The sequence below is a fragment of the Massilia sp. Root335 genome (assembly GCF_001425685.1).
Lineage (GTDB): Bacteria > Pseudomonadota > Gammaproteobacteria > Burkholderiales > Burkholderiaceae_D > Telluria > Telluria luteola.
Window position 1 is genome coordinate 309,797 of sequence record NZ_LMCY01000033.1, and the last position, 15,360, is coordinate 325,156.

Annotated in this window: 11 protein-coding genes; 7 read left to right on the forward strand and 4 right to left on the reverse strand. The window is 66.3% G+C overall.

From position 1 onward, the window contains the following. Positions 1-24: 24 nt before the first annotated feature. Genes recJ through ASC93_RS19335 form a run of 4 tightly spaced genes read right to left on the reverse strand, consistent with a single transcriptional unit; the run spans position 25 to position 4,903 of the window. Positions 25-1,674, reverse strand: coding sequence for a single-stranded-DNA-specific exonuclease RecJ (gene recJ / locus ASC93_RS19320; RefSeq protein ID WP_056446080.1), 1,650 nt, complete (start codon positions 1,672-1,674; stop codon positions 25-27). Positions 1,675-1,718: 44 nt separating this feature from the next. Further along, positions 1,719-2,783, reverse strand: coding sequence for a hypothetical protein (locus ASC93_RS19325; protein ID WP_056445962.1), 1,065 nt, complete (start codon positions 2,781-2,783; stop codon positions 1,719-1,721). Positions 2,784-2,811: 28 nt separating this feature from the next. Further along, entirely contained in the window at positions 2,812-3,663 is an 852-nt protein-coding gene (locus ASC93_RS19330; RefSeq protein WP_200958365.1) for a ferritin-like domain-containing protein, read from the reverse strand. A gap of 19 nt (positions 3,664-3,682) precedes the next feature. Continuing rightward, the gene (locus ASC93_RS19335; RefSeq protein WP_056445965.1) at positions 3,683-4,903 is read right to left on the reverse strand and encodes a hypothetical protein; all 1,221 of its coding nucleotides are present in this window, start codon (positions 4,901-4,903) and stop codon (positions 3,683-3,685) included. Between the two features lie 160 nt (positions 4,904-5,063). Between ASC93_RS19335 and ASC93_RS19340 the strand changes: the two genes are divergently transcribed. The 7 genes from ASC93_RS19340 to ASC93_RS30950 form a co-directional block, all read left to right on the forward strand. Next, positions 5,064-6,329: a lipoprotein-releasing ABC transporter permease subunit gene (locus tag ASC93_RS19340; RefSeq protein WP_056445968.1), complete on the forward strand. Its 1,266-nt coding sequence runs from the start codon at positions 5,064-5,066 to the stop codon at positions 6,327-6,329. Next, complete coding sequence (gene lolD / locus ASC93_RS19345; RefSeq protein WP_056445971.1) at positions 6,322-7,032, forward strand: lipoprotein-releasing ABC transporter ATP-binding protein LolD; 711 nt, start codon at positions 6,322-6,324, stop codon at positions 7,030-7,032. Before ASC93_RS19340 ends, lolD begins: the two co-directional genes overlap by 8 nt. A 7-nt stretch (positions 7,033-7,039) precedes the next feature. After that, complete coding sequence (locus ASC93_RS19350) at positions 7,040-7,840, forward strand: TatD family hydrolase (protein WP_056445973.1); 801 nt, start codon at positions 7,040-7,042, stop codon at positions 7,838-7,840. A 292-nt stretch (positions 7,841-8,132) separates the two neighbouring features. After that, complete coding sequence (locus tag ASC93_RS19355) at positions 8,133-10,946, forward strand: type VI secretion system Vgr family protein (protein ID WP_056446083.1); 2,814 nt, start codon at positions 8,133-8,135, stop codon at positions 10,944-10,946. A gap of 32 nt (positions 10,947-10,978) precedes the next feature. Further along, complete coding sequence (locus tag ASC93_RS19360) at positions 10,979-12,646, forward strand: triacylglycerol lipase (protein WP_056445975.1); 1,668 nt, start codon at positions 10,979-10,981, stop codon at positions 12,644-12,646. A gap of 107 nt (positions 12,647-12,753) precedes the next feature. Next, the gene (locus ASC93_RS30945) at positions 12,754-13,896 is read left to right on the forward strand and encodes a T6SS immunity protein Tli4 family protein (RefSeq protein WP_157202012.1); all 1,143 of its coding nucleotides are present in this window, start codon (positions 12,754-12,756) and stop codon (positions 13,894-13,896) included. Positions 13,897-14,015: 119 nt separating this feature from the next. Next, on the forward strand, positions 14,016-15,360 hold a 1,345-nt coding region (locus ASC93_RS30950; protein WP_267874960.1), incomplete at its 3' end, for a T6SS immunity protein Tli4 family protein.

Below are 15,360 nucleotides of genomic sequence, written 5' to 3' on the forward strand. Positions count from 1 at the left end.
GACGACGTTGTCTGAGGGAGCGAGCTAAACCGCCTCCGCGTGCTCCACCAGCAGCTGCACCTTGGTGACGCCGTTGTACTCGTTGGCGTCGAGCCGGAACGCCACGCGCGCCTTGTCGCCCAGCGCGTCCGTGTGCCCGAACCAGATCGCGTCGTAGCGCCGGCCGTTGCGTTCCAGCAGGAGCTTGAGGTGTTTGTCCTTCAGGATGCGCTGGCTCACGACGCGGAATTCGTCGCAGAACACGGGCGGCGCAAAACCCTGGCCCCACACCTGGCCGTCCAGCAGTTCGATGAATTGCGTGCTGTAGAAATCGTCTTCCAGCGGACCGTCCGTCTCGACGATGCGTTCGAGCTGGGCTTGCGTCAGCCAGGACCGGCCGACGGCCTCGAACGCCTGCGCGAACGTGTCGAAGCGGTCGGCGCGGATCGACAGGCCCGCCGCCATCGAGTGGCCGCCGAATTTGTCGATCAGGCCGGGGACTTTCTTCGACACGAGGTCCAGCGCGTCGCGCAGGTGGAAGCCCGGGATCGAGCGCCCCGAGCCCTTGATCCAGCCGTCGCCCGCGGGCGCGAACGTGATCGTCGGGCGGTAGAACTTTTCCTTGAGGCGCGAGGCGACGATGCCGATCACGCCCTGGTGCCAGCCGTCATCGAACACGGCGATGGTGCTGGCGTCCGCCGGGTTGAAGTCGTCCAGGTGCAGCAGCGCCTCGCCCTGCATGTCGGCCTCGATCTCGCGCCGCTTCAGGTTGATGTCGTTGAGCTGCTGGGCGATGGCCCAGGCGCGGCCTTCGTCGTCCGTGATCAGGCATTCGATCCCGAGCGACATGTCTTCCAGGCGGCCGGCGGCGTTCAGGCGCGGGCCGAGTGCGAAGCCGAGGTCGAACGGCGATGCGCAGCGCGCTTCGCGCCCCGCGACGCGGAACAGTGCCGCCACGCCGGCGTGCATGCGCCCCGCGCGCATGCGCTTGAGGCCTTGCGCGACGAGGATGCGGTTGTTGGTATCGAGCTTGACGACGTCTGCCACCGTGCCCAGCGCGACGAGGTCGAGCAGGTTGTCGAGCTTCGGCTGCGTCTGCGCGTCGAACACGCCGCGGCGGCGCAGTTCCGCGCGCAGCGCCAGCAGCACGTAGAACACGACGCCCACGCCGGCCAGGTGCTTGCTCGGGAACCCGCATTCCGGCTGGTTCGGGTTCACGATCACGCGCGCGTCCGGCAGGGCGTCGCCCGGCAGGTGGTGGTCGGTGACGACCACGTCGATGCCGCGCGCCTTGGCGGCCGCCACACCGTCGATGCTGGCGATGCCGTTGTCGACGGTGATGATGATGTCCGGCGCCTTTTCGCGCGCCGTCAGCTCGACGATTTCCGGCGTCAGGCCGTAGCCGTACTCGAAACGGTTCGGCACGATGTAGTCGACGTGCGCGCCCATCGCCCACAGCCCGCGCAGGGCCGTGGCGCAGGCGGTGGCGCCGTCGCAGTCGTAGTCGGCCACGATGGTCATCTTCTTGCCGGCCGCGATGGCGTCGGCCAGATAGGTCGCGGCCGCGTCGATCTGGCGCAGCGCGCCCGGCGGCACGAGGGCCTGGAGCTCGATCGCGAGTTCGCGCGGATCGGTCAGGCCGCGCGCGGCGTACACGCGCGCCAGCACGGGGTGGATGCCGCCCTGGCGCAGCATTTCGGATTGGCGTACGGGGCAGGGGCGGATGGTGATGCGGGTCTTCAAAGCAGTCGTTCCAGGGTCGGGCGGCGCCAGAATTTACGCTGCGCCAGTGGTGTCGTTGTCGTTTCGAGGAGGCCGTCGCGGTGGCTCAGCACGAGCCGCACCGACCTGGCGCGGCCCCGCGCCAGCGCGGCCAGCAGCGGCGCGAACAGGTCCGCTTCCAGGCGCTGCATCTGCTGCAGCCAGCCGCTCCAGTCGGCCGCGATGCCGGGCGCGGCCACGTTGCCGCAGGCGAGCAGCCAATCGCCGTCGTCGTCCAGCAGGGCATCGAGTTCGGCCAGGCTGTTCATGCGCCGCTCGGCCAGCGCCGCCAGCCAGCCGGGCGCCTCGAACGCGGCCACGCGCGGGCGCGCGACCGCCTTGCCGGCCGCCTTCGCGACCAGTTGCTGGGCATGTTCGGTCGCCGCGCTCGCATTCCCCCACGGCCAGAAGGAATTGATCGGCAACTGGCCGCGCGCCTCGCGCGCCGCGTTGGCCGGATCCGTGAACCACGTCACCTGCACGTCGTTCTGCAGCTTGCGGAAGGCGCGCGCCTGCGCGCCGGACGGCATCCAGTCCGTCAGGTTCATGTTCACCGCCGCGTCCGGGCTCGCGGTCGCAAGCTCGGTCCAGTCGTCGGCGCGCATGAACCAGGTGTCGTGCGTGCCCCAGGCCAGCAGCAAGCCGGCGTCCTCGAAGCAGGGCCGGGCGCTGTCGAACAGGGCGCGCGCCTCCGGTTCGTGCAGGTCGAGCGCGCGCGTGTCGCCCATCTGCAGGTGCGTGCGCGCGATCTCGATGTGGGTCGGATTCACGACGAACCACATCCCGCCTTCCGGGTCGAGGCCGAAGCCGCGCATGGCGCTGGCCGCGACGCCCGGCACGAGGCCGCGCGCGAGGCCCAGTTCCCGTGCGATCCACAACTCGTGCGGCAGCACGCGTGCGTCGGCATCCAGCGGGCGGTATTGCCGGTTTGATGTTCTTGACAACAGCGCGGCCAGCGCCGGCGCGTGCAGGGCGCGGGTCAGGTCGGGCGCGAATTCTGGAGCGGGGAGGGCGAACGGCAGGACGAGCGAAATGTGGGCCATCCCGGTATTGTAGGCGAAATCGGCCCGTTCAGATATCCGCTCCCCGCATCCCGTCGGTGCCGGGGAGGGGCGTCGTGACGTCCGGCGTGGACGTGGGCGCCATCGACGCGTCCGGCGGCAGCCCGGCCGATCCGCCCGGCGGCAGCATGCCGGACACGGGCGTGAGACCGATCGCCTCGTGATACCAGCCCTGCACCAGCGCCAGGTGGCGGTGCTCGTCCTCCAGCGCCAGCGTGAAGCCGGCCAGCAGGTCGTCCTGTCCGGCCTCGCCGGCCAGCGCGATCAGGGTCTCCCAGCCGGCGCGGTCGGCCAGCTCGGCCGTCAGCAGCGCGTGCAGCGACTGGGCCAGGCTCGTGCGCGGATCGCCCAGTACCTGCACGATGCCCTGCGCCTCGATGCCCGCGACGTCCGCGCTGGGCGTCTGCGCCGTCGGGTCGCCGCCGAGCGACTCGATCGCCTCCTTGAGCAGCAGGAAGTGACGGGCTTCGTCGCGGCGGATGTCCGCCACGTGGTCGCGCGTCATGCCCGCGGGGCCGCGCTGCATCACGTCGCATTTCGCCAGCAGCGCGTCGTACAGCCGCGTGCCGGTCCGTTCGAACGCCAGGCGCTCGCCCAGCTTGTCGAGCAGGATCTGGGGCCGGTCGCCCTTGAGCATGTGCATGCCCACGCTGACGGCGCCCGCCACCGTGCCCGGGATGGGGAGCGAGCCGATGGCGTCGGCATCGACGATGTACGCTTCGCGCGCGTCCTGCAGCGCGCGCTCGTCGCCCGGGGCGCCGCGGATGGGGATGTTCTCGCTGCGTTGCATGGCCGCCGTGTCGAGGGGCGACATCTGCACCCCGGTCCGGTTCATGCCCATGTGTTCCGTCTGCTGTGCCATCATGCCTCCCGCTCGCCCGTCAGGGCATCACGACGCCGCCCCGGTTGGCCGGCAGGGTCGCCACGAGGGCCGTCGTGCCGGCGGCGCCGTGGCTGACGAGCTCCGTGCCCGGCGTCCAGACGTAGCCGGCCGCCACCGCCTCGCTGGGCGAGCCGTCGTGGTTCAGCTGGCGGCGGACGTCGATGCTGGCCTGGTCTTCGTGCTCCCTGGGCACGAACTGCGTGCCGAGCGCGCGCAGGTCGACTTCGCTCGCCAGCACGCTGCGGACGTAGTCGCGCTGGCTGCGCAATTCGATCGGCCGGGCGAAGTCGCCGATGATCTCGGCCGGATCGCGCCGTTCGTAGCGCCGGAAGGCCTCGGCGGCCAGGTGGAAGTGGCCCAGTTCGTGGTCGAGGCAGCGTTCCCAGACGGCCTTGACGTGGTGGTTCGTCTCCGTCTCGACGCAACTGTAATAGGCGTAGCACTCGTTCGCCTCGTGCAGCATCCACTGCTCGACCCACGTCTCGGTGGGGTCCAGCAGCGATTCGTACTGGGTCACGTGCTGTTCCTCCACCGCCGCGATCTCGGCATACAGCTGGCGCGCCACGGGGTCGGCGAAGGTCGGGCCCACGGTCATATAATAGTCGTGCGTCTGCGCCTCGGCCGCCGTGATCGTCAGCGCGTGCAGCTTGCTGAGCATCGCGGCCATGCTGCGGTCGTAGGGGATGCGCAGGTCGTCGCGCGGGGCGCGGTGGTGTTCGGACGTGGGGCGGCCGGGCAGGATGTCCGTATAGCTCTGCAGGATATTGTTCGCATCCTTGCCTTCCATGCGGTCGAGCAGGGCCGCGTAGCGGTAAAGGTGGTCGAAGTCTTCCAGCAGGCCGAAGCGGTAGACCTGGCACAGGTAACTGTCCGGCTCGGCCTTGGCCACGCACGCCGTCAGCTCGATGGCCAGCTGTTCGTGGGCGATCGTCGTCTCGAGCGGCGAATGGTCGGGCGACCGCAGGCCGCCCACCAGCGTCGCCTGATGCTGTTCGACCCGCCGCACCTCGGCCAGCGGCTGGCGCAGCGCCATGTTGCAGCGCGCCGCCATGTGCGAGAAGCGCACGGCCTCGCGTTCGATGCCGGTCATGAGGATCACGCGCATGCGGGTGAAGGCATCGTCGTCCAGCTTGCTGATCGGTTTGCGCACCATGCCGCGCCACGTGGTGTGCTGCCGGTCGAGCGGCGTGCCCTTGGAATCGAAGACGGAAAATGCCATGGTCGGCCTCCTGTCTCCTTTCGATAGGCCTTTGCGCCCGGAGTTCCGGACATTTTCCAGTGTGTGTATGCAGGAAAAAGTACTTCCAATTGTGACAACGCCTCACGTGGATGAGCGTTGTGTGGCAAACTGCGGGACCAAAGCATTTACCCCGGAGCCCATGAGCCTCATCCACAAACTGCCGTACGAATGGCTGGTCGGCGTGCGCTACACGCGCGCCGGCAAGCGCAGCAGCCGCAACAGCTTCATTTCCTTCATCTCGCTGATCTCCGTGTCCGGCATCGCCCTGGGCGTGGGTGCGCTGATCGTCGTGCTGTCGGTGATGAACGGGTTCCAGAAGGAGGTCACGGACCGCATGCTGTCCGTGCTGGCGCACATCGAGGTGTTCGACGCGAGCGGGGCCATGCCGAACTGGCGCCAGGCCGAGCAGGAAGCCTTCAAGAATCCCGCCGTGCGCGGCGCCGCGCCGTTCGTCGAGACGCAGGGCCTGCTCGTGCGCGAGGACACGATGAAGCCGGCCATCATCCGCGGCATCCTGCCGTCGGAAGAGCACAAGGTGTCCGACGTGGCGAAGCAGATCCGCCAGGGCAGCATCGAGAGCCTGCGTCCCGGCCAGTTCAACATCGTGCTCGGCTACGTGCTGGCGCGTTCGCTCGGCGTGGGCATCGGCGACAAGGTCAACATGCTGCTGGCGCAGGGCCAGACGACGCCGGCCGGCATGGTCCCGCGCTCGCGGGTGTTCACCGTGAGCGGCATCTTCGAGGCCGGCCACTACGAATTCGATTCGGCGCTGGCGTTCATCGACATCGAGGACGCCGAGCGCATGGAACGCCTGGACGCGCCGAACGGCCTGCGCCTGCGCATCGCCGACATGCACGACGCGCCGATCGTGGCCGACCAGCTCAAGCACAGCATGTCGGGCGACCTGATCATGCGCGACTGGTCCAAGCTGAACGCCAACTGGTTCGCCGCCGTGCAGACCGAGAAGCGCATGATGTTCATCATCCTCACCCTGATCATCGCCGTGGCCGCGTTCAACCTGGTCTCGACGCTCGTCATGACGGTGACGGAAAAGCAGCCCGACATCGCCATCCTGCGCACGCTGGGCGCGTCGCCGCGCTCCATCACGAAGATCTTCATGATCCAGGGCGCCCTCGTCGGCATCATGGGCACCGTGGCCGGCGTCGCGCTGGGCGTGCTGGTGGCGCTGAACATCGACGTCATCGTGCCGTTCATCGAGCACCTGCTGGGCGTGCAGTTCCTGTCCAAGGACATCTACCTGATCAGCGAAATCCCATCCGACCTGCGCTGGCCGGACGTCTTCAAGATCGGCGGCGTCTCGGTGCTGCTGGCCTTCGTCGCGACCATCTACCCCAGCTGGTCGGCGTCGCGCGTGAAACCGGCGGAGGCCCTGCGTTATGAGTAACATGAAAAACGAGACCGGCGGCCCCGCCATCCTGGCCTGCCGCGGCGTCGGCAAGACCTTCCGCGAGGGCGACTACGCGGTCCAGGTGCTCGACCACGTCGACTTTTCGATCGGCCGCGGCGAACGCGTCGCCATCGTGGGCGCGTCCGGCTCGGGCAAGTCGACCCTGCTGCACGTCCTGGGCGGGCTGGACACGCCCAGCACGGGCATCGTCACCCTGCAGGGCGAAGACTTCGCCACGCTGTCGGAGACGCGCCGCGGCGACCTGCGCAACCGCTTCCTCGGCTTCGTCTACCAGTTCCACCACCTGCTGCCCGAATTCACGGCACTGGACAATGTCGCGATGCCGCTCTTGATCCGGCGCGTGAAGCGCGACGAGGCGCTCGCGCGCGCCGAGGCCATCCTGGCCCGCGTGGGCCTGACCAGGCGCGCCATCCACCGGCCGGGCGAACTGTCCGGCGGCGAACGCCAGCGCGTCGCTTTGGCGCGCGCCCTCGTCACGGAGCCCGCCTGCGTGCTCGCGGATGAGCCGACCGGGAACCTCGACCACACGACGGCGCAGGGCATCTTCGACCTGATGCTGGAATTGTCGAAGACCCTGGGCACCGCCTTCGTCATCGTCACGCACGACCCGGAACTGGCGGGCCGCTGCGACCGCGTGCTGCGCATGACGGAACACGGGCTGCAGCCGGCCGAGGCGTAGGCACCCCATGTGGATCGACACCCACTGCCACCTCGACGCGCACGAATTCGGCACGGAATCCGCCGGCGTCGCACGGCGTGCGCAGGAGGCGGGCGTCGGCATGATCGTGATCCCGGCCGTCGCGCGCGATGACTTCGGCGTCGTGCGGACCCTGGCGGCGGACGTGCCGAACGCCAGCTATGCGCTGGGCATCCATCCGATCCACGTACCGCAGGCCACGGACGACGACCTCGCCGAACTGCGGCGCCAGGTCGAGGCGTCGCTCGCCGACCCGCGCTTCGTGGCCATCGGCGAGATCGGCCTCGACTTCTTCATTCCGCTGCTGTGCGAGCCGGCGATGCGCGAGAAGCAGGAACGCTTCCTGCGCGAGCAGCTGCGCATCGCGCGCGACTTCGGCCTGCCGGTGCTCACGCACGTGCGCCGGTCGCAGGACCAGGTGCTGAAGCACGTGCGCCAGATCGCACCGAACGGCGGCATCGCACACGCGTTCAACGGCAGCTTCCAGCAGGCCCGGGCCTTCATCGACGCGGGCTTCCACCTCGGCTTCGGCGGCGCGATGACCTTTACGCGCGCGCTGCAGATCCGGCGGCTCGCGGCGGAACTGCCGCTGGACGCCATCGTGCTGGAGACGGACGCGCCGGACATCGCGCCCGCGTGGATCCACCCGGCCCGCAACAGCCCGGAACAATTGCCCGCGATCGGTGCCGTGCTGGCCGGGCTGCGCGCCGTCGACGTCGCTGCGGTGCGCGCGGCGACGCGCGCGAACGCGCTGGCGGCGATACCCCGCCTGGCCCCGCTGCTGGCCTGAGCGGCCGTTCTCCCCGGCGCGCATGCGGCGCGCATCAATCACATGGGTCCTACCCGCTGACCATCGAAGCGCGCCGCAATCGCAGCCGCAACCGCGACCGCGTCCGCACCGTCCCGGTTCCCGCGTGTTCGCACCGGCGCATCGCGCGACCCCGCGCGGCGCGCGGCGTGGGACCATCCGCACGCACGCGGGTTCGTCCCTGCGCACTCTGAGCCAAACCAATCCCGGGCCGTTCGAAGCATGGAAGAATCCATTCTCGTGCCGCAGCCGCGGCGTGTTCACGGGAGAGACAGTGGAAAGCGCGAGCGAGTTCCTGCGGGTTCTGCAGAACGAGAAGGTCCTGAGCACCGCTCACCGGCCATTGCGCCTGCGCCTGGCCCACGGCGGGCGGCTCGCGGACGACGTGCTGCTGCCCCAGCGGGTCGTGGGCAGCGAGGCGATCTGCGGCGGCATCGACTACCGCGTCGCCTGCGTCGCCAGCAGCCCGTACATCGCGCTCAAGGACCTCATCGCGCTGCCGGCCGAGCTCCAGTTCGTCACCGACCGCGGCATGCTGCGCAGCGTCTGCGGCATCGTCACCGAGGCGCGCGCGGGCGACGCGGACGGCGCCCTGGCCGGCTACGAAGTCGTCCTGCGCGACGTGTTCGCTGTAATGGAAAAGCGCACCAACAGCCGCGTGTTCCGCTACCAGAACGAGCTCGAGATCGTGCAGGTGCTGTGTGACGAATGGCGCCAGTCGAATACGGTGCTGGCCAACGCGTTCGAACTCGAACTCGACCCGTTGTTCGACATGCGCCAGTTCCCGCCGCGCGAACAGACCATGCAGTACAACGAATCGGACGCCGCATTCGTGCGCCGGCTGCTCAGGCGGCGCGGCATCGCCTGGGTGTTCCGGCCGGGCCGCAGCCGCGGCACCCCCGTCGACCCCGCGCACGACCGCACGCCGGCGCACACGCTGGTGCTGTTCAACGACCCGAACAGCCTGCCGCAGAACGGCGCCGGCACCGTGCGCTACCACCGCGACACCATGGCGGACGGCCGCGACACGATCCATTCCTGGCGTGCCGCGCGCCGCCTGCAGCCGGGCGTCTCCACCCGCCACAGCTGGGATTACAAGAACGCCGGCAGCCCGGAGTTCATGACGGCCACCGCGCGCAGCACGGCCGACCAGGGCCCGAGCGGCAACACGCTCGCCGCTTCGCTGGACGACTACCTGATCGAGATGCCGCACGCCGGCAACGACACCCTCGACCACTGGCGCCTCGGCCACGTGCGCATGAGCCGCCACGAATTCGAATCGAAGTGCTTCCAGGGCGAGGGCAGCGTGCGCGACTTCTGCGTCGGCCAGTATTTCACGCTCGAGGGCCATCCCGAGATCGACACCCATCCCGCGCCGGAGCGCGACTTCGTGATCACGGAACTGCACATCGCGGCCGACAACAACCTGCCGCGCGGCCTCGACGTCGAGCGCGATCGGCATGCGGCGCACCCTGCCGCCGCGCCGGCCCTGAGCGCGCTGCCGCCGCCGCGCGCGGGCGACGGGCAGGCGCGCGTGCGCGTCGGCTTTTCCGCCGTGCGGCGCGGGATCGCCATCGTGCCGGCGTACGACCCGCGCACCGACCTGCCGCATCCGCCGCTGCAAAGCGCCATCGTCGTCGGCCCGGCCGGCGAGGACGTCCACTGCGACGCGCTGGGGCGCGTGAAGATCCGCTTCCCCGGCATGCGCACCGCCGATCACCGCCACGCGCACGGCGCCGGCGCGTCCGGTTCGCCGGCCGATTCCGCCTGGGTGCGCGTGGCGTCGAACTGGGCCGGCAACGGCAACGGCAGCCGGCAGCAGGCGGGCGCGCTGTCGCTGCCGCGCGTGGGCAGCGAAGTGCTGGTGGCCTTCCTCGGCGGCGATCCCGACCGCCCGATCATCCTCGCGCAGTTGTACAACCAGCGCACGGCGCCGCCCGCGTTCAGCCAGACGGGCGCCTTGCCGGGCAACCGCTACGTGTCCGGCACGCGTACGCACGAAGTGCAGGGCGCGCGCGGCAACCAGCTGCGCTTCGACGACACGCGCGGCGAAATCAGCGCCCAACTGGCCAGCGACCACGGCACGTCGGAACTGAACCTCGGCTGGCTGACGCGCCCGCGCGCCGACGGCAGCGGCACGCCGCGCGGCGAGGGCGCGGAGCTGCGCAGCGACTTGTCCGTCGTCGTGCGCGGCGCCCAGGGCGTGTTGATCAGCGCCGAGGCGAGCCCGCAGGCGGAAGGCGGCCAGCTCGATCGCGCCGGCCTGGCGGGCCTGGCCGACGTCATGCAGGGCATACTCGACGAAGTAGGCAAGCTGGCGACCGTCCACACGGACGACGAACCGACGGGCAAGCGCCTCGCGGTCCTCGTCGACAAGCTGAAACGCTGGCACGCCGGCAGCAACGTGGCCGAAGGCGCGGCGGGCGGCGGCGAGCCGATCCTGGCCGCGACGGCGCCGAACGGTGTCATCATCGCCAGCAACGACAGCCTCGCACTGGGCGCGAGCGGCAAGGTGGACGTCATCAGCGCGGGCGACGCCGAGGTCGCGGCCGGCAAGAACATCTTCGTGCGCGCCGCCCGGCGCCTGAGCCTGTTCGCCCACGAACTTGGAGTACGGCTCGTCGCCGGCCGCGGCGACATCGTGATCCACACCCACCTGGGCAATATCCAGATCAAGTCCGCGGGCCGCATCAGCCTCGTCGCCGCCGAGCGCATCGAGCTGGAGGCGCCGGACGTCAAGATCATCGCGCCGGGCGCGCAGACCGGCTGGGCCGGCGGCACGGTCACCCAGCAGACGAGCGGCCGCCAGGTGTTCAAGGGCGCCGGCTTCGACGAGCTCGGACCGGACGGCGCGACACCCGCCGGCGTACGCATGCCGGCGTCGCACCTGCACACGGACGAATACGTGGTCTTGCGCCACGAGCAGACCGCGAAGCCGGTCCCGAACCAGCGTTACAAGGCGACGTTCGAAGACGGCCGCACCGTCACCGGACGCACCGACGCGGAGGGCCGCACGTCGTTACTGATCGGCGAAATGATCGGCGACGTGCACATGACCTTCCTCCCCGACGACGACACCGCCCACTGACCCGGGCCCCAACCCTCGACCACGGAGCGCGCATGGCAGACCCGACCCGCCCCTTGCCCCACCTCGTCCCGCAGCCGGACGGCAGCTGGACCGGCCGAACCGTCCTGACGCCGACGTCGTTCACGACACGTGGCTTGTTCACATTGCCGTCGTCGAAGGTCATTCCGGTGATTGTGGTGCCGGGGATTATGGGGACGAATTTGAGGGCGGCGACCAGTCCGGCGAAGAGGGCGAATGAAGTGCTCACGCCGGGGGAGCCGGCGTGGCGGGCGCCGAATGGGACGTTTGACGGGCTGAAGACGGCGCGCCGCTGGAAGAAGATCGATCCATATCGACGCGAAAATATTCTGGACGCCGACACTCTGGAGGTCGATAACCGTGGTGATATTCATTTACCACTAGAGGCGCGCAACTATGGCACGACCGAGGCCGAGGTCCGCCAACGTTGGTGGGGTGAGGTTCACTGGGACTCCTATGGCACCTTGCTGTATGGCCTGCATGTCGGCCTCAACCATACGTTCGAGATGGACCCGCTCGATAATGTGCGTGTGATATGCAGCCACTGGAAAGATGTGATGGCGTGTGATCCAGCAAAGTGGGGCGTGCGCGGCATTGACAAGGTTACCGAACCTGAACTGGAAAAGCACGCGGGCTATTACTACCCGGTTTATGCCTGCGGCTACAACTGGCTGGACTCCTGCGAGGACTCGGCCAAGTGGTTGCGTCAGCGTATCGAACGTATTATCGCGTTCTGGACTGAGCGCAAGCGCGAATGCAAGCAAGTAATTCTGGTAACTCATTCGATGGGGGGGCTGGTCGCACGTGCCTGCGCAAAGCAGATCCCGGAGCGCATTCTAGGAATTATCCACGGTGCCATGCCCGCCCTTGGGGCGCCTGTCTGTTACCGGCGAATTGCCTGCGGAACAGAGAAGTGGAGCCCGAGTAATGGCGAGGTCGATAACGTCAAGGCCGCGTGCGTAGCCGAAATTTTGGGTGAGATGCCGAAAGACACGATGGCTGTGATGGCAACATCGCCTGGCGCCCTGCAATTATTGCCCAACCATCTATATCCGCAGCCCTGGTTGCATATCTGTTTGGTTAGCCGGATCAATAACAAAGACGTACCACGGGATGTCGTGCATTTGCCGGTTGGTAATCCATATGACATGTATCGTGACTTGGACGTCTGGTACCGGTTGGTCGACCCGGATCTGGTAGATCCGGCACGAAAGTACAAGGCTAAATCTGGTGTTCGGGAGGCCGTATGGAAAGCGATTAGAAGTGCTGAAAAATTTCATCGCGAGACATTAGGCACTTATTACCACCCTAATACATATGCCTTCTACGGCGCCGATCCCGTACACATGTCTTTCGGCGCTATTCGTTGGGTGGCGCGTGATCCGGTTGCTGGTGCAGTTTTTACAGAATCCAACTTGTGCGGTGCGGTCGGCACTGGCTATGACTCCTCGGGGGGGCGCCACGTGCGGGTCGAGGGACGCACCAATCTACACTTCGTCCCCGCACGTCAAGATGTCGCTGGCGACGGCACCGTTCCGCACCAATCCGGGGCCGGTCCACGCGGGAAAGTCGGTCAGTTATTCGATGTTCGTGGTTTCGACCATCAGGGCGCGTTTAATAATGAGGCGGTCCTGCTGCTGACCCACCACCTCATCGTCAAGCTGGTTCAAAAGCTGCCATGAAGTGGACGAGGAAACATGGACGGAAAAAATTGGTCGTCCTGTTCTTAGCGTCGGACTGTGTCGCCGCTTGGGCGGCAGGACAACTGCGAAGTGCCCACGACAGGGCCATGGTGACCAATATGATGGGTCAGAAGCAAACGGTATGCGTCGGTCGATTTCTGGTTGACGTGCCAACCGCGGCGGAGTTCAGCGTGTCGGGCGAGCGGATTTTAGGCTTTGCAATTGATACCATCGAGGAGAACGAAGCCGCATTTGCCGAAAGATTGGCAGCTCGTGAGGTGGAGATCAGAGCACATGACGCAACTGACGACCATATCGGCGAAGGCGGCATGATAGGCGCTCATAATCTAACTATTCCGGGCCTCGTCGGACGGTCTTTCATTTGTGGACGCAGTCGAGGTTACTTGATGGACGGTGACCGATGTATCGATATGGAATCGGTATCTGTCGAAGCCCACACGCACCTAGACGGTTTTAGTTTTACGCTCTCTGCGACAGCTGTTCAAGAAGAATGCGCCAGGGGAGCTGAAGCTTTGTTGGCCAACTTACGGGTGTGTGGCGAAAATGAAATTCCAAGTGTGCCGGGAGGCTTTTGCATTTGGAGCGCGGTATCCGTTGAACCGCCACCTAAGCACAAATCCGAATGGGTTACGCTGCATGTCGCTCTGCCCGGTCATCCCGACATGGGTTTGGCCTTCGACAGCACGGATAGCACACTGCTCGAGCGCATCGCTAATACCGACGCCGAAGCGGGGGGCGTCGAGATGTTAAGTTTGATCAAGCTGCGTCCGGGCAAGCGCAGCATCAATGGTATCCACGGCGAGGAGGAGATCGAGCGTGTACGTGAGGTGAATTTCACGACCGGTTGCAGCTTCATGTGGGAGGCGCAAGGCTCGACAGACGATTTGTTGCAGCCATATCTCTTGATGAACATGGAAACCGGAACCAATCCGCGCCTTGGTGGCAGGTCTGTCGACTCGAGTCTATATGAAGACGCGGTGCTGGCGTTTTGGGACGGCATCGCCTTATCGATTGGGCTTCGAGGGACAAGCGTGCCCCCAAGTATCCGCGAATCGAAGCCAGTCCTACTTTTCTGTTGGAATTGCTTGCAATCGTACAACACTCTATGTGTGTCAGACGAGGTAATGTCTGATACAGATAGGTTTGACGACGGGACAAAGCTCAAGTTGCAATCTGCTTGGTTGCTGACCCGCAATCCCATCGACAAACTGGTATCGACGTTGCCATGACGCGGACGAGGAAGCGCGGATGGCGAGAGCTCATTGTCTTGCTCGCAGCTCTCGCCTGTGCGGGAACCTGGGCCGCCGGCCAGGTCCGTAGCATACGAGACAGATCCGAGGTAGCAAAAATGACGGAAAAGATGAAAACGGTATGCGTCGGACGCTATCTGGTCGATGTGCCGAGTCAGGCGGAAGTAGCCATATCCCGCGAGATGATGTCCGGCTTTACGATTGATGCCGTCCAAGAAACTGACTCAGTATTTCGTGAGCGCGTCGCGATACGCGAGGCTGACATTGCGGCTCGCAAAACAGCGGATTCCGGGCAGCCAGGTGGCATGGTTGAGGCGCGAGATTTGCGCATACCGGGGATGATCGGACGTACGTTCATATTTGGCAGAGACCGTACATATGGATTCGAAGGAGGACGTCGTGTCGATGTCGAATGGGTATCGGTAGAGAGTCACGCGCACTTGGGCGGCCTCAGCTTGACGTTGTCAATGAAATACGCAAGCGAAGATGACGCGAGACTCGCAGAAGCGCTATTGGCACAGTTGCGCCTGCGCAACGAGCATGAGATTCCGACTGTACCAGGATTTTGTATTGAGCAAGCCATTTTTGTTGAACCGTTGCCGCCTCACACGAACGAGCAAGCGGCGATGGCACTCGGACTGCCCGGCCATCCTGATTTATCTCTCGTATTTTTCAGCTTGGCTGGAGGTAAGCCCTCTCCAGGTCTTCTGGCGCGCACAGCAGAGGTCGACGCCGCTGCCAGCCCGGATGAGCTACTACGAGTGTCCAAGCTTCGCGAAGGCAGACGGAATGTTAACGGTATTGACGGTGAGGAAGTTCTGGAGCGTGTGCGCGAAATGAATTTCACCACTGGGTACGGCTTCAACTGGGAGGTACCTGGCAAGCACGATGACCTGATGCAACCATTCCTTTCCCTTGAGTTACTTACGGGGAACAGTGAGCGTCCTGGCGGCAACCCTGTTGACTCCAGCCTACATGAAGACGCCGTGCTGGCCTTGTGGGACAGCATCTCGTCCAGTATCCGCTTTCGGAAGTCCGATTCGCCGCCGCCAGTCGACCCGCCACCAGAACCGCCGGTGCCGAAGTTGGGGACATTGGCAACCGCCGGCGAAGTGTGTCCACAGTCCGGCTGGTGGAAGTGTCGCGAGGGTGGTCCTGGCGTCGACGTGCAGGGTGGCTCTGTCCAGTGGATTCGCAAAGGCGATCGCATGCCGCAGGCGTTGCTGCTGCCGCGCCAGACCTTATGGCAAAAGCTGCGTGGTCTCCAGCCGAGCATCGAGCCCTCCCAGCTGACCACTTGGAAACTGCTCGACAAGCGTCTGCGCCCGCGCGCGCCAACGTTAGTGGCACTTGCTCCGCCGGGACCAGCCAGGGTCACGTCGGACACACCTGCCGGTGCCAGCCCGGTGGTTGCCCTCGGTACCGACGTGAGGACCGGTGAAG